General features: G+C 60.8%; 19 protein-coding genes and 1 tRNA gene. 12 read left to right on the forward strand and 8 right to left on the reverse strand.

Annotated features, from left to right (window positions below):
- Positions 1-135 precede the first annotated feature (135 nt).
- Positions 136-393, reverse strand: coding sequence for a hypothetical protein (locus AB4Z24_RS14390; protein ID WP_441709244.1), 258 nt, complete (start codon positions 391-393; stop codon positions 136-138).
- Between the two features lie 264 nt (positions 394-657).
- On the opposite strand from AB4Z24_RS14390, the gene AB4Z24_RS14395 reads away from it, so the two are divergent.
- A complete protein-coding gene (locus tag AB4Z24_RS14395; RefSeq protein WP_441709246.1) occupies positions 658-2,478 on the forward strand; it encodes a methanol/ethanol family PQQ-dependent dehydrogenase in 1,821 nt (606 codons plus the stop codon).
- A 51-nt stretch (positions 2,479-2,529) separates the two neighbouring features.
- Here the strand turns inward: AB4Z24_RS14395 and purM are convergent, their stop codons facing one another.
- On the reverse strand, positions 2,530-3,663 hold the full coding sequence (gene purM, locus AB4Z24_RS14400; protein WP_441709248.1) for a phosphoribosylformylglycinamidine cyclo-ligase: 1,134 nt from the start codon (positions 3,661-3,663) through the stop codon (positions 2,530-2,532).
- A 221-nt stretch (positions 3,664-3,884) separates the two neighbouring features.
- On the opposite strand from purM, the gene AB4Z24_RS14405 reads away from it, so the two are divergent.
- The 7 genes from AB4Z24_RS14405 to AB4Z24_RS14435 all read left to right on the forward strand — a co-directional run bounded on the left by AB4Z24_RS14405 (position 3,885) and on the right by AB4Z24_RS14435 (position 12,409).
- Complete coding sequence (locus tag AB4Z24_RS14405) at positions 3,885-5,018, forward strand: DUF2066 domain-containing protein (RefSeq protein ID WP_441709250.1); 1,134 nt, start codon at positions 3,885-3,887, stop codon at positions 5,016-5,018.
- Positions 5,019-5,211: 193 nt separating this feature from the next.
- The gene (locus AB4Z24_RS14410; RefSeq protein ID WP_290995912.1) at positions 5,212-5,766 is read left to right on the forward strand and encodes a CDP-alcohol phosphatidyltransferase family protein; all 555 of its coding nucleotides are present in this window, start codon (positions 5,212-5,214) and stop codon (positions 5,764-5,766) included.
- Between the two features lie 51 nt (positions 5,767-5,817).
- On the forward strand, positions 5,818-6,903 hold the full coding sequence (locus AB4Z24_RS14415) for an AI-2E family transporter (RefSeq protein ID WP_441709252.1): 1,086 nt from the start codon (positions 5,818-5,820) through the stop codon (positions 6,901-6,903).
- 8 nt (positions 6,904-6,911) lie between these two features.
- The gene (locus tag AB4Z24_RS14420; protein WP_441709254.1) at positions 6,912-7,586 is read left to right on the forward strand and encodes a hypothetical protein; all 675 of its coding nucleotides are present in this window, start codon (positions 6,912-6,914) and stop codon (positions 7,584-7,586) included.
- Positions 7,587-7,679: 93 nt separating this feature from the next.
- Positions 7,680-9,851: an RNA degradosome polyphosphate kinase gene (locus AB4Z24_RS14425; RefSeq protein WP_441709256.1), complete on the forward strand. Its 2,172-nt coding sequence runs from the start codon at positions 7,680-7,682 to the stop codon at positions 9,849-9,851.
- A 15-nt stretch (positions 9,852-9,866) separates the two neighbouring features.
- Positions 9,867-11,402, forward strand: coding sequence for a Ppx/GppA family phosphatase (locus AB4Z24_RS14430; protein ID WP_441709257.1), 1,536 nt, complete (start codon positions 9,867-9,869; stop codon positions 11,400-11,402).
- Between the two features lie 77 nt (positions 11,403-11,479).
- Entirely contained in the window at positions 11,480-12,409 is a 930-nt protein-coding gene (locus tag AB4Z24_RS14435) for a DnaJ C-terminal domain-containing protein (protein ID WP_441709458.1), read from the forward strand.
- A gap of 167 nt (positions 12,410-12,576) precedes the next feature.
- Here the strand turns inward: AB4Z24_RS14435 and rnd are convergent, their stop codons facing one another.
- Complete coding sequence (gene rnd / locus AB4Z24_RS14440) at positions 12,577-13,731, reverse strand: ribonuclease D (protein ID WP_441709259.1); 1,155 nt, start codon at positions 13,729-13,731, stop codon at positions 12,577-12,579.
- Between the two features lie 247 nt (positions 13,732-13,978).
- Here rnd and aspS point away from each other — a divergent pair, with 247 nt between their 5' ends.
- Positions 13,979-15,805, forward strand: a complete 1,827-nt coding sequence (gene aspS / locus AB4Z24_RS14445; RefSeq protein WP_441709459.1) for an aspartate--tRNA ligase — start codon at positions 13,979-13,981, stop codon at positions 15,803-15,805.
- Between the two features lie 135 nt (positions 15,806-15,940).
- Here the strand turns inward: aspS and AB4Z24_RS14450 are convergent, their stop codons facing one another.
- Positions 15,941-16,228 carry a hypothetical protein gene (locus tag AB4Z24_RS14450; RefSeq protein WP_441709261.1) on the reverse strand — a complete coding sequence of 96 codons (288 nt, stop codon included), beginning with the start codon at positions 16,226-16,228 and terminating at the stop codon, positions 15,941-15,943.
- A gap of 198 nt (positions 16,229-16,426) precedes the next feature.
- Here AB4Z24_RS14450 and AB4Z24_RS14455 point away from each other — a divergent pair, with 198 nt between their 5' ends.
- The 3 genes from AB4Z24_RS14455 to AB4Z24_RS14465 all read left to right on the forward strand — a co-directional run bounded on the left by AB4Z24_RS14455 (position 16,427) and on the right by AB4Z24_RS14465 (position 18,117).
- On the forward strand, positions 16,427-17,341 hold the full coding sequence (locus AB4Z24_RS14455; RefSeq protein ID WP_441709263.1) for a ketopantoate reductase family protein: 915 nt from the start codon (positions 16,427-16,429) through the stop codon (positions 17,339-17,341).
- Between the two features lie 112 nt (positions 17,342-17,453).
- Positions 17,454-17,966, forward strand: a complete 513-nt coding sequence (locus AB4Z24_RS14460; RefSeq protein ID WP_441709264.1) for a thioredoxin family protein — start codon at positions 17,454-17,456, stop codon at positions 17,964-17,966.
- Between the two features lie 64 nt (positions 17,967-18,030).
- Positions 18,031-18,117 (forward strand) — tRNA-Leu (locus AB4Z24_RS14465).
- A gap of 373 nt (positions 18,118-18,490) precedes the next feature.
- Here AB4Z24_RS14465 and AB4Z24_RS14470 read toward each other — a convergent pair.
- From AB4Z24_RS14470 to AB4Z24_RS14485, 4 genes are all read right to left on the reverse strand, one after another.
- Positions 18,491-18,916: a hypothetical protein gene (locus AB4Z24_RS14470; RefSeq protein ID WP_441709265.1), complete on the reverse strand. Its 426-nt coding sequence runs from the start codon at positions 18,914-18,916 to the stop codon at positions 18,491-18,493.
- 624 nt (positions 18,917-19,540) lie between these two features.
- Entirely contained in the window at positions 19,541-19,774 is a 234-nt protein-coding gene (locus AB4Z24_RS14475; protein ID WP_441709267.1) for a hypothetical protein, read from the reverse strand.
- A gap of 99 nt (positions 19,775-19,873) precedes the next feature.
- Positions 19,874-21,385, reverse strand: coding sequence for a sodium:solute symporter family protein (locus AB4Z24_RS14480; RefSeq protein WP_441709269.1), 1,512 nt, complete (start codon positions 21,383-21,385; stop codon positions 19,874-19,876).
- Between the two features lie 2 nt (positions 21,386-21,387).
- A complete protein-coding gene (locus AB4Z24_RS14485; protein WP_441709271.1) occupies positions 21,388-21,612 on the reverse strand; it encodes a hypothetical protein in 225 nt (74 codons plus the stop codon).
- Between the last annotated feature and the right edge of the window lie 229 nt (positions 21,613-21,841).

The raw sequence follows: 21,841 nt of genomic DNA on the forward strand, positions 1-21,841 counted from the left end.
CATGCCTGAGCGCATAACGAGAGGCGAATCCGAATCTTTCGTCCGGTTCACCCCGCTTCTGACGCCCGCTCTTTTCGTTTGTGTGACAGTCGGACGGAATTGCCGGCGGAACCGGCAAGTTAATCATCTTTGTCCTCAGCCGCGTGTTCCAGCGAAGTCGCTGGAGCCGCGCCCTGGGATTCGCCGCCAGGTCATGAACGGCCGAATATCCGTGAACTGCCCATCGGCAAGCCGGGCCATAGGCGGGGTATCGTAATCCTGGTAGATGATCTCGGCGATGAACCAACGGTCTGAAAGGCACGGCTCGCCGTTGTCCTCGAAGGCGCGCTGCGGAACCCGGTACTTGATTTCGATGAATTCCCCGACCGCGAGGTCGGCTGCATTTCCAGACATAGGGTGCCTCCGGTGGCACGTTGATTCCCCGGCAAGCTAGCCCTGAAATTTTTCAATTCCGTGGCGAACTTTTGCTCCGCTTCGCTGCAAGGATGAATGCGGGGACCGGCGATCGACCGCTGTTAGGGCCTCCGCGCGGTGGTGGCGCGCACGCTTCAGCTTGCCGCCTTTCAAATTGTTTCATTCCGCAGCTCTGATGAGCCCATGTGCTCCAAGTCCTGATTTTAACGAAGTCGGCGACAGGGCTCACTCGGAGGTTATGGAATGCAGAAGTGGCTCGGCCTCGCAATTCTTGTATCGGTAATGAGCTTCACGACCGCGGCGCGAGCCAACCGTGATGTGATTGCGCATGTGAGGGACGCCGCGAACTGGGCCGTCCAGTCTGGTGACTACAATGGCGCGCGATATTCCGCGCTCGATCAGATCAACAAGGACAACGTCGGCGAACTCAAAGTCGCCTGGACCTTCTCGACCGGCGTGCTCCGCGGCCATGAAGGCGGCCCGCTCGTCATCGGCGACACGATGTATCTCGTCACGCCGTTTCCGAACGTCGTGACGGCGCTCGATCTCGCCCGCGACCAGAAGATCATCTGGAAATATCAACTGAAGCAGGATCCGTCCGTCATTGCCGTTATGTGCTGCGACAGCGTCAATCGCGGTGTGCAGTATGCGGAAGGCAAAATCCTCGTTCACACCGCGGACACATCCTTGATCGCGCTCGACGCCAAGACCGGCATGGAACTCTGGAAGGTCGCTGATGACGATCCGAAGAAGGGCGCAACGGGCACAGGCGCACCGCTGGTCGTCAAGGACAAGGTGATCGTCGGCGTTTCGGGCGGCGAATTCGGCGTCCGTGGTTACATCACCGCCTACGACTTGAACTCCGGCTACAAGCTCTGGCGCGCGTACTCGATGGGCCCCGACGAGGACATTCTTGTCGATCCCGAAAAAACGCTCGTTCTCGGCAAGCCGGCCGGGAAGGATTCATCTCTCAAGACTTGGAACGGCGATCAGTGGAAGATCGGCGGCGGTCCGGTGTGGGGCTACATGGCCTACGATCCGGAACTGAACCTCATCTATTACGGCACCGGAAATCCCTCGACATGGAACCCGGTTCAACGCGCCGGTTCTGATGGGAAACCGATCGATCAGAAATGGGCGATGACAATGTTCGCCCGTGACGTTGATACCGGCGTCGCGCGCTGGGCCTATCAGATGACGCCGTTCGACCAATGGGATTACGACGGCATAAACGAGCCGATCCTCGCCGATCTGGAAATCAACGGCTACGATCGAAAGACCGTTTCGCACTTCGATCGCAATGGCTTTGCCTACACCTGGGATCGCGCGACGGGAGAACTGCTCGTCGCCGAGAAGTTCGATCCCGATACCAATTGGGCAACGTCGATCGTCATGGATAAAAACGACCCGAACTACGGGCGTCCGGTCGTTGCCAAGAAGTACGCGCCATTCGAAACAGGAACGGATGAAACAACGAAGGGCATCTGCCCATCATCGCTTGGTTCCAAGAACCAGCAGCCAGCATCATTCTCGCGACTGACCGGGCTCTTCTACGTTCCCGTCACGCGCATGTGCATGGACTACGAACCCTTCAAGGTGTCCTACGCCATCGGTCAGCCTTACGTCGGCGCGACGCTCACGATGTATCCAGCGCCTGCATCCCAAGGAGCAACCGGCGGACTGATCGCTTGGGATGGCGCGAAAGGAAAAACCGTTTGGTCGACGTCGGAGCGTTTCGCCGTTTGGTCGGGTGTGCTGACGACGGCAGGCGGAATAGCCTTCTACGGAACCTTGGAGGGCTACCTGAAAGCCGTCGATCAACGAGACGGCAAGGAGCTTTTCAAGTTCAAAACGCCGTCCGGCATCGTCGGCAACCCGATGACCTATATGCACGCGGGCAAGCAGTACGTTGCGGTCTTCTCGGGCGTCGGCGGCTGGGCGGGCATCGGTCTTGCGGCCGGTCTTACCAATCCGGACGACGGCTCGGGCGCCGTGGGCGGCTTCGCGAGGCTCGCGGACTATACGAGCCTCGGCGGTTCGCTTACCGTTTTCGCGTTGCCCTGAACCAACTCTAACGACGCCTCCGGCCGGCTCGCGGAACGCGAGTCGGAGGCGTCAAACCGAAAACTGCAGCTTGCCTTCGTACTTCACGGCCCAGGCCTCGCCTTTGCCTTTTGCCTCGGACTTCTCGCCGGTCGGAGGGATCACGTCGCCCATGATGACCGGCTGTTCGCCTGCCGCCTTGAGCTTGGCGATCACCTCGTCGACTTTCGCCTTCGAGACGACGGCGATCATGCCGATGCCGCAGTTGAAGGTTCTGAGCAGCTCGGCATCGCTGATGTTGCCCGTCTTCGCGAGCCATCCGAAAACCGGCGGCGCGTCGAAGGAAGCAAGATCGATGCGCGCCGCCATGTCCTTCGGCATCACGCGCGGAACGTTTTCCGAAAGGCCGCCGCCTGTGATGTGCGATAGCGCTTTGATGGCGCCGTTCATTCCTGATCCGCCCGTTCCGCGAATGGCGGCAAGCAGCGGCTTGACGTAAATACGCGTCGGCGTCAGCAGCGCTTCCGCGATCGTCTGGTCTGGCGCAAAGGGCGCCGGCGAATCCCAAGTCAGCCCCGCATGTTCGACGAGCTTTCGGACGAGGCTGTAGCCGTTCGAATGCACGCCGGACGACCTCAATCCGAGCAGGATATCTCCGACGGCGAGATCGGCGCGCGGTAGAATTTCATCGCGCTCGACCGCCCCGACGGAAAAGCCCGCGAGATCGTAGTCGCCGCCCTTGTAGAGACCGGGCATCTCGGCGGTCTCGCCGCCGATCAGTGCGCATCCCGCGTCCCGGCACCCGTCGGCAATGCCTGCGATGACTTCACGGGCCACCGCGACGTCGAGCTTGCCGACGGCGAAGTAATCGAGAAAGAACAATGGCTCCGCGCCTTGAACGACGAGATCGTTGACGCACATCGCGACGAGATCGATGCCGATGGTCGAATGGCGTCCCGTTTCGATCGCGATCTTGAGCTTCGTGCCCACCCCGTCATTCGCCGCGACGAGGATCGGATCGCGAAAGCCAGTCCGCTTCAGGTCGAAGAGGCCGCCGAACCCGCCGAGATCGACATCGGCGCCGGGGCGGCTCGTGGCGCGCGCCAGCGGCTTGATGGCAGCGACCAGCGCGTTCCCCGCATCGATGTCCACGCCCGCATCGGCATAGGTGATGGATTGTTTCGAAGTCTCGTCAGCCGCGGGCATTAGTCCTCATCGTGGGGAGAGTTTTGGGAATTGAAGCTGCGTCATTGAACGGCGCTGTGGGGAGGCATCGGTTAAACTCACTTTTGCCCCATTGCCAACCCGTGATGGGGGTCGTAGCAGCGACTGGTCCCGAGAGCAAACGAAGGGATCGCTGGCAAGTTCCGTGGATGCTTAACTTGCCTGCCATATACATCGCCTGAAACGTGAAACGGGGGATTACGGTGTCCGTTGGTCGCTGCCTAGCCATCGCGATAGTCATGTGGACGGCGGCGGTTGGCCTCAACCCGCCTGCGTTCTCGGCCGGCGCCGATGTGGCCTACACCGTCGCCAATTATCCGGTCGAAGCGAATGCGGCCAACGCGGTCGCGGCGAAGGATCAGGCAATGGCCGATGGTCAGCAGGCAGCCCTCCGCTCGCTCCTGAAGCGACTGGTGCCGGTGACGGCCTATAAGCGGCTGTCGGCCGTGTCGGATCTGAAAGCCGGTGATCTGGTGTCGGGCGTCTCGGTCCGTTCCGAGCGCAATTCTGCAACCGATTATATCGCGAGCCTCGATTTCTCCTTCCAGGCCGACGCGGTGCGTTCCGCTCTGTCGCGCCAGGGCATACCGTTCGTCGATCAGCAGGCCCCTCCCGTCACGGTTTTGACGGTCATGCAGCAGGGCAATCCGCCAACCGCCGGAAACGACTCGGGCCTGTGGCGCCGCGCCTGGACCGGGCTCGACCTGAAGCACACGATCACGCCGATAACGGTGAAGGACCTGAAGCCCTCGATCCAGGCCGATATCGTGTCCGCGATGCTGGCAGGCGACGACAAGGGCCTTCGCGCACTCACCAGCGACTACGGCACCGGTCTTGTTGTCATGGCCGTTGCAGAGCCGGATGTTGCGTCCAAGAAGCTGACCGTCACCCTGGCCGGACGCGACGCGGTCGGGCCTCTGCTATTGAAGAGGACGTATCGCGTATCGGACGGCGATCTCGACTACGCCTCGCAGCTTGCCGCGATCGTGTCGCTGGGCGTGCTGGAAGGCCGCTGGAAGGCCATTAAGACCGCCGGGCCACCACCCGCCGCCCCGGGAGCCGACATGCCCGTATGGGCCGCATCGACGAGCGGGAACGGCGAGGACGTGAGTCTCACCGTCCAGTTCTCGAGCTCCGACCAATGGGACCAGATGCGTGGGCAACTCCTCGACACGCCGGGTGTTGACGCGCTCAACATCGGGGCCGTTACCGAAAGCAGCGCCGACATCTCGCTCAAATACCCCGGCGGCGCGCGCGGCTTGGCAAATGCCCTCGGCGCCCGGGGACTGAGCATGTCGGGCGCGGAAGGGTCCTGGGTCCTTCGCTCAAGATATTGAAATAATTTAAATATATAAGTGAGAAGGCAGGCGGCCTTTCCGCGGATAGTGCTCCCTGCGCGCTTTCGTTGCTGCTGCATTTCCGCAGTGCAAGGGAGGATGTTCTCGACGAGATAAACATCCAAAGGTTAGGGTCGCGCGGCATAACCGGTTGCAACTTCGCACGATCCAAAAAGACGGGGACCAGTTCGGCGTGAGCATTCCAAATCTTATTACGCTCGGCCGGGTCATTCTCGTACCTGTGGTCTTCTGGCTGCTGCTTACGGGCGAGCTCCAGGCTGCTTTCCTGGCCTTCGTCGTGGCCGGTATCTCGGACGCCGTCGATGGCTTTCTCGCGAAGCGCTTCAATTGGGAAACCGAGCTCGGGGCCTATCTCGACCCCCTTGCCGACAAGCTGCTCATCGTCTGCATCTTCATCGCCCTCGGCGTGACGGGCCGCCTGCCGTCCTGGCTGGTCATCCTGGTTGTCTCCCGCGATGTGCTGATCGTCATCGCGGTTGTCCTGTCCTGGCTGCTCGATCACCCGACGCCGATGAAGCCGCTCGCCGTCAGCAAAATGAATACCGTCGCTCAGATCGTGCTGGCCGCCACTGTGCTGGCGGACGAGGGCTTCGCGCTGAAGCTGAAAGGCCCGGTTCAGCTATTGACGCTCCTCGCGGCTGCGACGACGATAATCTCACTTGTTGCCTATTTGCGCGTCTGGCTGAAACACATGACGTTCTACGAAACGACGGGCTCGAAAAGCTGAGCATTCGGGCGCATGTATTCCACTGGGCCGATGATTTAAGGATCGACGAAAATGCATTTCGAGCGGCACGCGCTGTTCTGGACGGCGACTGCGCTGCTGTTCGCTTATATCGTTCAACTGATTGCGCCGGCGCTTGTCCCTTTCGTGATCGGCTTGGCGCTCGCCTATTTCCTCAACCCCATCGTTGACACCATGGGCCGCGCCCGCGTCCCGCGCTGGATGTCCGCCGCTATCCTGCTCGCGGCGATGGTCTGCATCATCATACTGGTGCTTGTCTTCGTCGTCCCGGTTCTCGTGCAACAATCAGCGGCGCTCGTCGAAGCCGCGCCGCGAGAAATCACTCGGTTGAAGGATACGATTGAAGCGCTCGCTCGCGAGCACCTGGGGACGCGATATCCGCAAGCCGAAGCCACAGTAAGATCGGCGCTCGATTCCTTCACGTCCGCGGCGCCGTCTCTGATCGCGACATTCGCCCAGGAACTGTGGAAACAGGGCACAGCCGCTGTGAACTTTTTCACCATCGTACTCATTACGCCGGTCGTCTTTTTCTATGTCATTGTCGATTGGCCGAAAATGATGGCCAAGATCGACTCCTGGCTGCCGCGCCACGAAGCGGACCAGATCCGCGGCCTCGCCATCGAGATCGACAGCCGCATCTCCGCATTCATCCGCGGCCAAGGCGTGGTGTGCATCCTCCTGGCTCTCTACTACGCGATTGCCTTGAGTCTGGCGGGACTGGACTACGGCCTGCTCGTCGGCTCGTTGACGGGCCTTGCCGCCTTCATTCCCATCTTCGGATGGTCGCTCGGCACGCTCGCGGCGATGATCATTGCGTTCATGCAGCATTGGCCGGATATCACGCCCATTCTGATTGTCGCCGGCATCATGCTCGGCGGACAGGCGTTGGAATCGGGGATTTTGAGCCCGTACATCATCGGCTCCGAAGTCGGCTTGCACCCGGTGTGGATAATCTTTGCGCTGTTGACGTTCAGCTACCTGTTCGGATTTCTCGGCCTTCTGGTTGCCGTGCCGGTTTCCGCCGCAATCGGCGTGCTCGTACGCTTTGCCCTCCGAACCTATCTGGAGTCATCGGTCTATCAAGGTGAGGTGGAGCTGAAATTGAAGGACAAGCCTTGAACAGCCCCATGACCACGACCCCTGAGCAGCTTGTATTTGAACTGCCGCACCGGGCGGCGATGGGCCTTGAGGACTTCCTTGTCTCTGAATCGAACGCCTCCGCGGTCGCCCTCGTCGACCGCTGGCCGGATTGGCCGATTGGCGCCGCCGTGCTCGCTGGCCCGAAGGGCAGCGGCAAGACCCACCTCGCCAACATCTGGCTGAAACGGGCCGGAGCAACGCCGTTCGAGGCCTCCGCGATCACGCGGGAAGCGGTGCCCGCGATGGCCTCCAAGGGGGCTCTTCTCGTCGAGGACGTCCAGAAGATCAGCGATGAAGCAGCGCTGTTCCACCTTCTCAATCTCGTCCGCGAGCAGCGCCTGCAGATCCTGCTGACGACCGACACCGTGCCGGGGGATTTGGCGATTGCGCTTCCCGATCTTCGCTCCCGGCTGAAAGCGCTGCCGCTCGCGATCATCGATCCCCCGGATGACACGCTTCTTCGCGCCGTCCTGGTCAAGCTTTTCGCCGACCGCCAGTTGAGCGTCGAGCCGCAATTGGTGGACTACGTTCTCGTCCGGATGGAACGCTCCATGCTGGCCGCGGAACGCTTCGTTGCGGAGGCCGACCGCCGCGCGCTCGTGCTGCAGCGCCGCGTCACGCGTGCGATTGCTGCTGTCACGCTGGACTCACTTGGCTACTAATCGTCTTATACTGAGCATTAAGCCACCCAACCGTCATTTGGGTGTAGTGTACAGTCTAGATCTATCGACCGGATTCGGAGCAATTCCCCTACTATGGCAACCGCGCAAAAAAGAAGTGGCAAAACGAGTGTCGAAACCGTTCCCCAAGGGCCGGACCGCTTCTATAACCGCGAGCTGTCGTGGCTCCAGTTCAACCGTCGCGTTCTTGAAGAAGCAGGCAACGTCAATCATCCGCTTCTCGAACGTCTGCGCTTCCTATCGATAGCCGCAGCCAACCTCGACGAATTCTACATGGTTCGCGCCGCCGGTGTTTACGGCCAGATCCGCGCCGGCATCACGACGCTCTCGCAGGACGGCATGACGCCGATGCAGCAGCTTGCGTCGATCAACAAGTTCGCGACCGTCCTTGTGGCCGACAAGCAGGCGAGCTGGCGCACCATCACGGAGGAGCTGGCCGGTGCCGGGTTCTTTGTGCTGCAGCAAACCGAGGACCTGACGAAGACGCAGCGCGATTGGCTCGAGCGTCTGTTTATGACGCACATCTTTCCGATCCTGACGCCGATCGCCGCCGATCCCGCGCATCCGTTCCCGTTCATTCCGAACAAGGCGATGACCATCGTCGTCGAAATGGTGCGCCCGATCGACGGCAAAACGATGAATGGGCTCATTCCCATCCCCGGCCAGCTGGAGCGCTTCATCCGTCTTGAAGCCGATCCCGACAAGCCCAAGGAAATCCGCTTCATTCAGCTCGAATACGTTATCGGCATGTTCTTGCCCGAGCTGTTCACCGGCTTCGAAATCAAGAGCAAGGGCGCCTTTCGCGTCTTGCGCGACAGCGATATCGAACTCCAGGAAGAAGCCGAAGATCTCGTTCGCTCCTACGAAAGTCAGTTGAAGCGTCGCCGTCGCGGCAACGTCATCCGGCTCGAGCTCGAATCGCGGATGCCTGAACGTCTGCGCCGTTTCGTCATCGACGAACTCGAGGTGCGCGAGGAGAGCGTCTTCATCAAAGACGGCATCCTGGCGCTAGCAGACACTTCGCAGCTCATCGTGCAGGACCGGCCCGATCTGCAATTCAAACCGTTCCCGATCCGCTTTCCTGAGCGCATCCGCGAATTCAGCGGCGATTGCTTCGCGGCCGTTCGCAACAAGGATATCGTCGTCCACCATCCCTACGAGAGCTTCGACGTCGTCGTTCAGTACTTGCGTCAGGCGGTGGCTGATCCGAACGTGATGGCGATCAAGTGGACGCTCTATCGAACGTCGCGCGACAGCCCGATCATTCAGGCATTGAAAGAAGCGGTTGAGGCCGGCAAATCCGTCACCGCCGTCGTCGAGCTCAAAGCCCGCTTCGACGAGGCAGCGAACATCCGCTGGGCGCGCGATCTCGAAAGCGCGGGCGTGCACGTCGTCTACGGATTTACCGAACTGAAGACGCACGCCAAGCTGGGACTGATCGTTCGCCGGGAGGGCACCGAGCTGGCGACGTACTGTCATATCGGCACCGGCAACTACCATCCGCAAACCGCACGCGTTTACACGGATCTGTCGCTCTTCACGACCGATCCGGTGATGGCGCGTGACATCACCCGCATTCTGAATTTCGTAACGGGATACGGCGAGCCCGTGGAACTCGAGTGCATGGCGGCGAGCCCGCACGGCATTCGTAACAGAATTATGACACACATCGCCGAAGAGATCAGAAACGCCAAGGCCGGTAAACCGTCCGGCATCTGGTGGAAGATGAACGCACTCGTCGATGCGCAAATCATCTCGGCGCTTTATGACGCGAGCAATGCCGGCGTCCCGATCGATCTCGTTGTGCGCGGCATCTGCTGCTTGCGCCCCGGAATTCCGGGGCTTTCGAGCAACATCCGGGTGAAAAGCATCGTTGGCCGTTTCCTCGAGCACGCGCGTATTTACTGTTTCGCTAACGGTGAGGCCTTGCCTTCCGCCAAGGCCGCCGTCTACATCAGCTCCGCCGACATGATGCCGCGCAATCTTGACCGGCGCGTCGAGGCCCTGTCGCCCGTCAAGAACCCGACTGTACACGAACAAGTGCTCGCTCAGATCATGGTTGCGAACTTGAAGGACAATCAACAGAGCTGGCGGATCAACGCCGATGGCAGCTCGACCCGGATACAACCGGGTCCGGGGGAGGAAGCCTTTAATGCCCAGAAGTACTTCATGACCAATCCATCGCTTTCGGGCCGCGGGCAATCTCTCAAAGAGAATTTCCCGCAACGCTTTCGCCAGCCCGGTTGAACCGGGAGTCCAATTTTGACACGGTGGAAAGAACTCTCGGGCGCAAACGAGCGTACCGCGGAAATGGAACCTATCGGCGTTGTCGATATCGGTTCCAACTCGGTGCGTCTCGTCGTCTATGAAGGTGCGGTTCGCGCACCGACCCCCGTCTTCAATGAAAAGATTCTGTGCGGTCTGGGCCGCTCGGTTGCGACGACGGGCAGCCTCGGACTCGAGGCGGTTGATCGCGCACTCGCCGCACTCGCACGTTTCAGGGTTATTGCGCAGATCCTGAGCGTCAAAAATCTCAAGGTCATCGCCACCGCCGCCGTTCGCGACGCGCAGAACGGCCGCGACTTCATCGAAAAGGGCGAGCTGGCCATCGGTGCCAGGATCGAAATCTTATCCGGCGAGAAGGAAGCACGCCTCGCCGCACAGGGAATCTGGATGGGCTTCGTCGATGCCGACGGCATAGCCGGCGATCTCGGCGGCGGCAGCCTCGAGCTGATCGACCTTGAACTCGATAAGCTCAAGGAGGCCGCCACGCTGCCCCTTGGCGGCTTGCGACTGATCGATACAACCGGCAACAAGATCGAACGCGCCGTCGAAGTTATCGATGGTGCCCTCGCAAGCCTGCCGTGGATCAGAAACGGCGCCGGCCGGACGTTCTATGCAGTCGGCGGTACGTGGCGTTCCCTCGCCAAGATGCAGATGGATCGCGTCGATTATCCGCTGCGCGTCATGCAGGGCTATCGGCTGACGACGCGCGAAGCGCTCGATCTCTGCGAGCAGTTTCGCAAAGCAAAGAAGCCTCTCGACATCCCGGGCATCACCGGTGTCGCCAGGGCGCGCCGCGAGGTGCTCCCGTTCGGCGCGCTCGTCCTCGAACGTCTGCTGCGCGTGATGGAACCGCGTCAGGTCGTATTTTCCGTTTTCGGAATTCGCGAAGGGCTCATCTATGGCCTTCTGCCGCCTTTCGAGCAGGCGCGCGATCCGCTGATCAGCTTCTGCGAAGATTACGCGGCTTTACGTTCGCGATCTCTCGCTCATGCAATCGAGCTTTGCAGTTGGACCGATCTGCTCTTCGCCGACCCCGCTCAGGAAGAGACGGCTGACGAGCGCCGCCTCCGCCATGCCGCCTGCCTGCTTTCCGATGTCGGCTGGCGCGCCCATCCCGATTATCGCGGCGAGCAAAGCGTCAATACGATCGCCCATGCCGGCCTCGGCGGCGTCGATCATCAGGGCCGCATCTTCCTGGCCCTCTCGGTCTTTCATCGCCATGAAACGTCTGAGGAAACCGGCCAGCATCTGTCCGAGAGGCTGCGCAGTCTGGTCAGCAAACGCGTGCAGCGCCGGGCACGGATCGTTGGTGCCGCCATCCGGACTGCCCATATGCTTTCAATCGGCATGGCGGGTGTCATCGACCAGACGCCGCTCAGCTACGAGAACGGCACCCTGGTGTTGACGATACCGGAGGCCTACGCAGCCTTGGACGGTGAAAGGCTACGCCGCCGATTCGAGACGCTTGCGGCTTTGGTCGGCAAAAGGCCGGAAATCCGAATTACCCGTTGAGAGGCAGTACGCCTCGCTTGCGGTGCGTCATTTTCTGCTAGTCTGCTACAAAAGTTACCGGGATGAAGACAGCCTCCATGGCGGAAGACCTTTACGAAATTCTCGGCGTCTCGCGGGGAGCCACCGAGGACGAGATCCGTGCGGCGTTTCGTAAGGCGGCCAAAGCCAATCATCCGGACGTCAACCCTAACAATGCAGGCGCCGCCGAGCGCTTCAAGAAGATTACCGCCGCCAACGACATCCTCAGCGACCCCGAGAAACGCCGCCAGTACGATGCCGGCGAGATCGACGCCAAGGGCGACATGCGGCGTCCGCAGTGGAACCGGGCGGCTGGGGGGCAGCGCGGCCCGTTTTCGGCGCGAGGCTTCGAAGGACGCCCGGGTGGGGGCAGCTTCGAAGACTTCAGCTTCTCCGACATTTTTTCCGATGTTTTCGGTTCGGCCGGAGGCGGTGGCCGCCGCACAGGCCATGGCTTTGCCCCTCGCGGCCAGGATTTGCGCTATTCGCTCGAGGTCGATTTTCTCGAAGCCGTTCTGGGCGCCAAAAAGCGCGTTACGCTGCCCGATGGCGGCGTCCTCGACCTTGCGGTGCCCGAAGGCGTGATGGACGGCCAGACGCTGCGGCTGAAGGGCAAGGGCACCCACGGCGGTCAGGGTTCGGAGCCGGGAGACGCGCTGGTCGAAATCAAGGTGCGCCCGCACCCTGACTTCAAGCGCGACGGCGACGACATTCTTCTCGATCTGCCCATTACCATCGACGAAGCGGTTCTCGGCGGCCGCGTAGAAGTGCCGACTCCAACCGGCCGGGTCCAGCTCAACATCCCGAAGGGCAGCAGTTCAGGAAAGACGTTCCGCCTCAAGGGCAAGGGCGTTCGCGGCAAGAACGGTGCGCAGGGCGATCAGCTCGTGACCGTCAAGATCGTGCTGCCACAGGATATCGACGACAGCCTGTCGTACTTCTTCTCCGAATGGCGCCAGAAGCACGCCTACGACCCGGGCAGGAGGTAGGCTTTCGTCATTCTCGGCCGAGAGCGCCTCGGGCGCGTCGAAGGCTGGGAATCCAGCGTTAGAATCGTCGGAGACGCAATAGTGAGCCTTCGGCAGCCTTGCGCTGGATCCCCGCGGTCACTCGCGTACGCTCGCTTTCCGCGAGGATGACGAAAGGTGCGTCAGCCCTATCTCGCAGCCGGCACAGCGCGAACTTCGCCATCGACCAGCGTCAAAGCGAGTTCGCCGCGCTTCAGCTTCAGAGCGGCATCGCCGAAGAGCGTCCGCCGCCAGCCCTGGAGCGCAAGAATGTCGGCTTCGTCCGACGTTGCAAGCTGTTCGAGGTCGTCGGTATCGGCAATGATGCGGGGCGCCACGCCATGTTCCGCGGCAGCAGCCTTCAAAAGCACTTTCAGCAATTCGAGCGTGGCGCTCGCTTCGGCCGAAAGCGCTTCATTGCGTTCGATTTTGGGAAGCGTCTTGGGATCGCGCGCAAGACCCGCCTTGACGACGTCGACGATTTCCTTGGCCCGCTGTGATCGTGCGAAGCCATCCGAAAGTGTCCGGAGTTGGCCGAGTGAATCGGCGCTCGCCGGCATCTGATTGGCGATGTCGTACAATGCATCGTCTCGGAGCACACGGCCCCGTGGCACGTCGAGCGTTTGCGCAAGGCGCTCGCGCCAAGCCGCAAGCTCGATCAGCACCGCCAGCGATTTCCGTCCCTTGACGCGAAGCTTGAGCCGCTGCCAGGCGTTTTCGGGCTTCGCATCGTAGGTCGCGGGGCTCGTGAGAACGTGCATCTCTTCCTGCAGCCACGGCGTGCGGCCGGTCTTCTCCAGCGTCTGTTTCAGGCGCTGATAGACGTCTCTGAGATGCGTGACGTCGGCAAGCGCATAGTCGAGCTGCTTTTCCGAGAGCGGCCGCCGGCTCCAGTCGGTGAACCGCGAACTCTTGTCGAGGTCGACCGAGGTCGTTTTCTTGACGAGGTTCACATAGCTGATGCTGTCGCCATAGCCGCAAACCATCGCCGCGACCTGCGTATCGAAGACGGGCGCGGGCACGATCTCCGACTTCAGGAAGATGATTTCGATATCCTGGCGCGCCGCATGGAACACCTTGACGACCGAGGTGTCCGCCATCAGCTGGTAGAATGGCGTGAGATCGAGGCCTGGGCTGAGCGGGTCGACAACGGCCTCGGCTTCTGGACCTGCGAGCTGGATAAGGCACAGCAACGGCCAGAACGTCTGCTCGCGCAGAAATTCGGTGTCAACCGCAACATATTCACTTTTTGCCAGCACCTCGCAAAGGGCCGACAGTTCTGACGTGGTCGTGATCATTCGCATCAGGGCAGCCCTATAGCGCATGGTCAGGAAGTTGTCGCCATCAGGATGATCGCAGAGGTAGGGCGTTTTTTCGCAAGGGATTCCGGAAGTGCTCCGCTGGCCCGGTAAGGTCCGGACTGAGCCCTTGGGTCCCTGGGCCATTAACGTGTAGGGTGCTAACCTTGACTTTCGCGCGGCCGCATGCGCTTTTCCGCGGCGATTTTCACCCACATCGATCAAAGGGTTTCCGGCCATGGCCGAGGCTAAGCTGCATCGTTATCGCTCGCACACATGCGGAGCCCTTCGGAAGACTGACGTCGGTTCACATGTGCGGCTTTCTGGCTGGGTGCATCGCGTGCGCGACCACGGCGGAGTGCTCTTCATCGATTTGCGCGACCATTATGGACTGACCCAAGTCGTCGCAGACCCCGACAGCCCCGCCTTCAAAACGGCCGAGACGCTGCGGTCCGAGTGGGTCGTCCGCATCGACGGCAAGGTTCGCGACCGGCCCGAAGGCACCACGAATTCCGAGCTACCGACCGGTGAAATAGAGCTGTATGCGACCGAAATCGAAGTCCTGTCGGCCGCGAAGGAATTGCCCGTTCCGGTCTTCGGCGAGCCGGAATATCCGGAAGACCTGCGGCTGCAGTATCGTTTCCTCGATCTCCGCCGCGAGACGCTGCACGCCATCATCATGAAGCGGCTCGAGATCACGCGGTCGATCCGCCGCCGGATGCACGACGAAGGCTTCAACGAATTCCCGACGCCGATCCTGACGGCCTCGAGCCCGGAAGGCGCGCGCGACTTTCTGGTGCCGAGCCGCATCCATGCTGGAAAATTCTACGCACTGCCGCAGGCGCCACAGCAGTATAAGCAACTTTTGATGGTCTCCGGCTTCGACCGCTATTTCCAGATCGCTCCGTGCTTCCGCGACGAAGATCCGCGCGCAGATCGATTGCCGGGAGAATTCTACCAGCTCGACGTCGAGATGAGCTTCGTCGAGCAGGAAGACATCTTCGCAACCATGGAGCCGGTCATCACCGGCCTGTTCGAAGAGTTCGCAGGTCCTGCCGAAGGCGGGCAAGGAAAGGCCAAACCCGTAACGAAGAACTGGCCGCGCATTCCCTACGACACAGCAATCGCCAAGTACGGTTCCGACAAGCCCGATTTGCGCAACCCGATCGAGATGGCCGACGTCACGGAGCACTTCCGCGGCTCGGGCTTCAAGGTCTTCGCCGGCATGATCGAGAAAGACCCGAAGGCGCGCATCTGGGCCATCCCGGCGCCGACGGGCGGCAGCCGTGCCTTCTGCGACCGTATGAATTCGTGGGCGCAGGGTGAAGGCCAGCCGGGCCTCGGCTACATCTTCTGGCGCGATGGCGAAGAAGGCGGAGCCGGTCCCGTTGCAAAGAACATTGGGCCGGAACGCGCGGCCGCGATCAAATCGCAGCTCGGCCTGAAAGATGGCGACGCCGTCTTCTTCGTCGCCGGCAACCCGGCGAACTTCTACAAGTTCGCTGGTCTCGCGCGCGATCGTGTCGGCCAGGAGCTGAAGCTCATCGACGAGAACCGCTTTGCGCTCGCCTGGATCGTCGACTTCCCGTTCTACGAATGGAACGAGGAAGACAAGAAGATCGACTTCTCCCACAACCCGTTCTCGATGCCGAAGGGGGGGCGTGAGGCGCTAGAAGCGGCCGAGAAGTCCGGCCGCGACGCACTCCTCGCGCTCAAGGCGAACCAGTACGACATCGTCTGCAACGGCTACGAGATCGCCTCGGGGTCGGTGCGTAACCACGTGCCGGAGACGATGGTCAAAGCCTTCGAGATCACCGGACTATCCAAGGCCGACGTCGAGGCGCGCTTTGGCGGTCTCTACCGCGCTTTCCAGTACGGCGCGCCGCCGCACGGCGGCATGGCCGCGGGCATCGAGCGCATCGTCATGTTGCTGACCGGAGGGAAGACGGTGCGTGAGGTCGCGCTCTTCCCGATGAACCAGCAAGCGGCCGATCTGCTGATGGGGGCTCCGAGCGAGGCCGCGCCGAAGCAGCTCCGCGAACTCTCCATCCGCGTCGTTGCACCGGAGAAGAAGAATTAGTTCGTCATCCTCGGCCGAGCACGGCGCAGCCGTGTCGCAGGCCGGGGATCCAGCGCAAAGCTCTTGCCTTGGCGGAAACTAAAAATCGGCGCCATCCATGATCGGAGAGCGCCGATTTTTGTTGTTAAGAAGACGTTATTCCGTCGCGACGTTCGGGGCCCGCGGCGCGATAACGGCGACAAATACGGTCTTGCCGTCCTTGATGGCCGTGCCGACCCAACGGCCGGAATCGCGGTGAAGAGGGGAAATCGCCGTATAGCCCTGATGTGCGAGCTGCTGCCGGGCCTGCTCGGCATTGGCCGCGCTTGCAAGCTCGGCGCTAAAGGCTGCCGTTTTTCCGGCATCGCTCGAAGGTGACTCTTCCGCAAGGGCAGGAAGTGCAAAGAAGGCCGTCGCCAGTCCAACTGAAATTATGCGGATCATGTAAGCTCCATTATGTTTCGCTGCGGATCTCTCCGCGTCACCCTCCACATAGGGAGCTTCATGCATCACCGCCAAACAACTCCCTGTGCGCGAAACACTGCCAATCGTGAGATGATGTGATCGCCAGAGAGTGCGTTAAAACTCAAGACGTCTTCCCGGCATTACCGTTCGGACAGAAACAAAAAGCGGATCTTAATCATGCGGCTTCTCTTTCTAGGTGCTGGAGCAACCGGCGGCTATTTCGGCGGACGGCTGACGAAGGCCGGCGCCGACGTGACGTTTCTCGTCCGGCCGAAACGCCGCGATCAACTTCTCCGCGACGGCATCAAGATCGAAAGTCCCGTCGGGAATTTGACGACGCCAGTTAACGCGATCACGCGCGAGGAAATCTCAGGCCCGTTCGACGCCGTGATCCTGAGTGCCAAGGCCTACGACCTGGGTGAAGCCATCGAAACGATACGGCCCGCCGTCGGCAATGAAACTTTGGTTCTGCCACTGCTCAACGGCATGAAGCATCTTGAAACTCTCGACGATGCGTTCGGCGCTCCGCGCGTCCTCGGCGGTATGTGCCAGATCAGCGTTACCTTGACCGAGGATGGTACCATTCACCACTTCGGGCCGTTCGCAGCCGTCACGCTCGGGCCGAGATTTGCCGAGCAAACGAGCAAATCGGCAAGGCTCCACGATGTTCTCGCGAAGGGCTGCGATGCGCGTCACTCTGACGACGTCATTGCCTCGATGTGGGGAAAGTGGTTCTTCATAGCCGGGCTCGCATCATCCACATGCTTGATGCGCGCCTCCGTCGGCGAGATCAATCGCGCCGGGCAGGGTCGCGAATTTATGACCGGCGTCGTGAGCGAATGCGCGGCCATTGCCACCGCGAACGGCTACCCGCCGGACCAGGCAATGCTCGATTTCACGCATACTCTGATGTGCGATCCAACCTCCAAGATTTCGGCATCTATGCTTCGCGACATCGAACGTGGCGGCCGCATCGAAGCTGATCAGATCGTCGGCGATATCATTCGCCGGGGGCGGGCGCAGGGCGTCGCAACGCCCCTTCTCGAAACGGCCTTTATCCATCTGCAAGCTTACGAAAACCGGTTTACCTGAGTGAACACGCAGGCCGCTGACGCAGCCGATGACGTGTAGTTAATTTTCGCGGACTTGTTTCGCGGCCGCCAAAGCACGAAAAAGCAAGTCACGAGCGTTGGAGTTCCAAAGCATGATCCGTCCACTTGTTTGCGCTGCGCTATTATTGGCCGCGCTTCCTCTTGCAGCCCTCGCACGCACCGCGAACCATGCGAGTGATTGGAATGGTGCCGAGATCAACTGGCGCGACGCACGCTCCGGTATCTATGAAGCGACAAAATCCCGCCGTCCCGTTTTGATGGTCTTCCACGCGACGTGGTGCTCGTTTTGCAAACGCTTTCGGAAAGTCTTCAAAGACCCAGCGGTTGTCGCCGCCTCGCGCGATTTCGTCATGATCTTGGCTGACGTTGATCAGGAAAAGGAACTCAACAGCGAGCTTTCACCTGACGGCTCGTATGTCCCGCGCACGCTTTTCATCGATCCCGACGGCAACGTCTCCGACAAGCTCGTTGGGGGCGACCCCCAATATCCGCATTCTCTGGATGTCGAATCGCCCGCCGAACTTCTTGCTCTGATGAAGAAAGCGCGCCACGTATTCGATATGGCCCCGGCCCCGGCCCCGTCAGCGGGCGCAAACCCGATCTGATCCGTCAGGGATTTGCATCCGGCTGTTGCACTTGGCCGCTCGACTCGCCATAAGTCCGACCGGCGCGGACGTGGTGGAACCGGTAGACACACAGGACTTAAAATCCTGAGACGGTAACGTCGTGAGGGTTCGAGTCCCTCCGTCCGCACCAAGCTGAAATGCCTATCGAAAAAGTCGATTTGACGTACTGATAGTCAGTTCGCGCGAGCGACGTGTTAGGACACGTTTTTTGGACTCGTTGGGCGACGAAGTGGCTTCCGCTTTGCAGAGAAAGCAGACCTTGGCCGACCTTCGGAAAGTGTGGATCACGCGCCTCCGACAGCACGTGCATAGTTCGCCAGTGAGCGGACAAGGCAGCTTGTTCTGCTAAGGGCCAGAAGCGGACCCCGGTGGGTGATGGCTCCAGCATCCCCTATCATAGCGAATAGCCGCGAGCGGCCGATGAAGGCGATATCCTGCTCTGTGAAATGAGAATGGACGATCGCTTGTGCCGTGCGGCTGTCCATCACTTATCCTTTCAGAGATCAGGTCGTCTGCGGGGCGGTGTCGAGCGGGCCGAACTGTATAGCGCGCTTCGCCTCTATGAGGTCAAAGAGCCCGTCGACACGGGACCTCTCTTCGCGCGTTTGCGGTACGACATAGGCGGCAGCAACATAGATTGTGAGGTTGACAACGAGGGCGACGGCCCCTGAGGTCAACTCGTAGGCCCACGGAAGATAGCCGGGAAAGGCAAGCTCGAGCGTGACCGCAACAGCGAAACCGGCAACCATGCCGGCTATCGCACCGTACTTGTTCCCGCGCCGCCAGAAAATGCCGAGGAACTGCGGCACCGCCAGTTGGATGACGCCTTGATAGGCAAGTACCGCCAACTGAAACAGTGCTGGCAATTCGAGACACGCCAGCCACGACGACAGAATGGTCAAGCCCAGCATGCCGAGCTTGGCGATCACGATGAGCTGACGCTGGTCGAGCAGCCAGTAGTTGCCAACGAGGTCGTTGACACATAACGCCCTGCGCCATGTCCGAAATCACCACCGCGCGCATCCCCATGCGCACCGTCCAGATTTGGCGCAGCGTAATAATCGCGACGCCGGCGATCACCGCTTGCGAGAACGACAGCGCACCAAGCGACATATGCTGGAATAGCGTGCCGAGCGCCTGCATGCCGAGCACCAGCCATGGAACGCCGGACGCGATGCCGATGATGGCCGCGATGGTCCTGATGTGGCGCAAATTGAAGCGGAGCGCCAGAAGGTCCGGCTGCGTACGGAGATCGAACGCCTTACCCCACACCCACACCGGCCGCGCCATCAGATACATCAGCACTACGGTGAGAAGGCTGTAGGACAGCACATAGAAGGAGATGACGCCTGCGCTCGCCGCCATGCCGCCGAAGGCCGTGAACATGGCACCCGGGTACCACGTGTTGAGGAACGACATCGCCTGATAATTGGCTCCGAACGACCGTTGGCCGACGGCATACTCGCTGAAGCTGCTGTCGCGCATGCCACTGAGCTGCAGGATGACGACGATAACGGCGAAGAATGCGGCAATGCAGCCGAAGGTGATCAGCATCAGAGCGCATCCCCATTGCGAACTTCCGCGGCGTAGGCGGCAACGATGCTCGTCGCGATGCAGGTCGATACGGCCACGAAATAGAGCACTGCAGCCGGAATCCCCAAGACGGGGGTACCAACGCCGTCAAAGGCCCAATAGAGGGGCGGCGCCAGCGCAACGAACGCATCGACGATGAACCATGCCGTCACCCAACGCGGCTGCGGACGCACCGTCTTTCCAACATTGGCCATCGGACATTCCCCCTGTGCATGTTTGTTTTTTTTATTGCCTTCTCGCAGCCCCCACCCACCGATCGAGCTTGGCGAAACATGGCTCTTCCGAAATGATGATTACGATATGAAACTTGGCACGGCTTCAAGCTCGGCAGAGCGTTTGCCGGACGTTCGCGCGAACAGCGCATCGATGCGGTCTTGCTCTACGCGCTTGCGAGGAATGGCGACGCCGAACAGAAGAAAGACCGCGAGATTGACGAGTAATCCGATCGCGCCAGTCGTCAGCCCATAGGCCCATGGAATGCCGACTGGCCAGGCGAACTGCAGCGCGCAGACAGTGATAATGCCAGCGAGCATGCCGCACGAGGCCCCCTGCCGGTTGCCGAACTTTGTGAAAATGCCGGCATAGAGCGGCACCGAGATCTGCACCATGATCTGGAAGGCGAATAGAGCAATCGTGAACAATGCCGGCAGCGGCAAACACGCGATCGTAGCCGAGAGGAGCGTAATCGCAGCCATGGCAATCTGGGAGGTGAGCATCAGTCCCCGCTGGCTCATCGCTTTGCCATCGGCGCGGACCGCGCCGAGGATGTCGTTGGCGATCTGCGCGCCGATCGATTGCACCGTCGCATCGATATTTCCCATTGAGGCCGCGAAAACCACGACGCCGGCCGTCGCGAGCAACCATGGTCCTCCGGCGGCCAGTGCAAGCGTGAACCATGCGGCATCAGGATTGGCCGCGACATCGGGACGGCCCGAAGCGAGCAGCGCGAGAAATCCGAGGCTCGACACGAAGACGAGCGCCATTGGCGCGCAGTAGGCCGACGAGCGTTTCACGGCTGCAACGCCTGACCCGGTGTAGAGCCGGACGAAGAGATCCGGCCAGCACAGGCTGCAGAGCAGCGGCAGCAGCGTCAGCGACATGAAGAGAAGGGGACTATCCGTCTTGGGGCCCGGAATCTCGAAGCGTTCCGCCGGTAAGGCGGCAAGCGACGCCCCGTTGGCATAGAGCCAACCGATCAGCCCGATGATGAGCGCGCTACCGAAAAGATAAGCGACGATGCCCTGGAACAGATCCGAGATGACGATGCCGCGCATGCCCATACGGATCGTCCAGATCTGCCGGATCGTCATGACGACGACGCCGAGCACCACAGCTGCGGTAAAAGACAAGTGTCCGAGCGAGAGCGCGAAGAACACCGCCCCCAGTGATTGCATGCCGAGCACCATCCACGGAAAAAGTCCGAAGATGCCGACCAGGGCCGCGACCAGTCGAACGTGTTTGGAGTCATAGCGCAGCGCCATCAGGTCGGGCTGCGTCCGAAGATCGTATTTGGCGCCCCATGTCCACACCCGGTCGGCCATCAGGTACATGACGATCGGCGCCAGAAGCGTCGAAATTCCCATGCCGACGACGCCGGTCTTCACGATGAAGCCGAATGACCCGAGAAAGACGAAACCGGGCTGATAGGTGTTGAAGAACGCCATCGCCTGGAAGAATCCGCTGAATGAACGGCCCGCGACGGCAAAGTCCGTAAAGTTTCGGTCCGCCACATAGGAGCGCTGCAGAATCAGAACCACGACGGCGAAGAACAGCACTAGTGCGCCGTAGGTGATGAGGAGAGCCATGCCTAGCGTTCCTCGCTCCGGCCGCCGCCGAGGCCCTTGTCGCAGAGATAGGCGACAACAACGCTGACTGCGATGCAAAGGCTTGTTCCGTAAAGATAGAAGAGCGGCTTGGGCACACCGAGCACCGGCTCCGTGCCGCTTGCTGCCCAGTGCAGTGGCGGGAATAGGGCGAGCAGGAGATCGAATCCAAACCAGAGCTTGACGAAAACCGGAAGTGGCACGCGCATGAGTGGTCCCCAGATTTCGGGCAGACGTCCATCAACGCAGACATTGCCCGGTCCGGGTGTTGGGTCGAAGGGCACCAGACACGCGGGGAGTTGGGAAATTTGCCCGACAATCGCTCAAGGCAGCAGCCACTTGACGTCCGCTTTCTCGCCATCGCGGAATCGGCCTTGCGACTGAAAACATGTAAAAAGCACAGTTATGATGTTATCGGTCTTCGAATACGTCGGTGGA

It is taken from the genome of Hyphomicrobium sp. 2TAF46, assembly GCF_052114865.1.
Lineage (GTDB): Bacteria > Pseudomonadota > Alphaproteobacteria > Rhizobiales > Hyphomicrobiaceae > Hyphomicrobium_B.

Bases quoted from the DNA above. Each gene is read 5' to 3' on its own strand.
- AB4Z24_RS14390 (WP_441709244.1), bottom strand. From the start codon at position 393: ATGTCTGGAAATGCAGCCGACCTCGCGGTCGGGGAATTCATCGAAATC.
- AB4Z24_RS14395 (WP_441709246.1), top strand. From the start codon at position 658: ATGCAGAAGTGGCTCGGCCTCGCAATTCTTGTATCGGTAATGAGCTTC.
- purM (WP_441709248.1), bottom strand. From the start codon at position 3,663: ATGCCCGCGGCTGACGAGACTTCGAAACAATCCATCACCTATGCCGAT.
- AB4Z24_RS14415 (WP_441709252.1), top strand. From the start codon at position 5,818: ATGCATTTCGAGCGGCACGCGCTGTTCTGGACGGCGACTGCGCTGCTG.
- AB4Z24_RS14420 (WP_441709254.1), top strand. From the start codon at position 6,912: ATGACCACGACCCCTGAGCAGCTTGTATTTGAACTGCCGCACCGGGCG.
- AB4Z24_RS14425 (WP_441709256.1), top strand. From the start codon at position 7,680: ATGGCAACCGCGCAAAAAAGAAGTGGCAAAACGAGTGTCGAAACCGTT.
- AB4Z24_RS14435 (WP_441709458.1), top strand. From the start codon at position 11,480: ATGGCGGAAGACCTTTACGAAATTCTCGGCGTCTCGCGGGGAGCCACC.
- rnd (WP_441709259.1), bottom strand. From the start codon at position 13,731: ATGCGAATGATCACGACCACGTCAGAACTGTCGGCCCTTTGCGAGGTG.
- AB4Z24_RS14450 (WP_441709261.1), bottom strand. From the start codon at position 16,228: ATGATCCGCATAATTTCAGTTGGACTGGCGACGGCCTTCTTTGCACTT.
- AB4Z24_RS14455 (WP_441709263.1), top strand. From the start codon at position 16,427: ATGCGGCTTCTCTTTCTAGGTGCTGGAGCAACCGGCGGCTATTTCGGC.
- AB4Z24_RS14460 (WP_441709264.1), top strand. From the start codon at position 17,454: ATGATCCGTCCACTTGTTTGCGCTGCGCTATTATTGGCCGCGCTTCCT.
- AB4Z24_RS14475 (WP_441709267.1), bottom strand. From the start codon at position 19,774: ATGGCCAATGTTGGAAAGACGGTGCGTCCGCAGCCGCGTTGGGTGACG.
- AB4Z24_RS14480 (WP_441709269.1), bottom strand. From the start codon at position 21,385: ATGGCTCTCCTCATCACCTACGGCGCACTAGTGCTGTTCTTCGCCGTC.
- AB4Z24_RS14485 (WP_441709271.1), bottom strand. From the start codon at position 21,612: ATGCGCGTGCCACTTCCGGTTTTCGTCAAGCTCTGGTTTGGATTCGAT.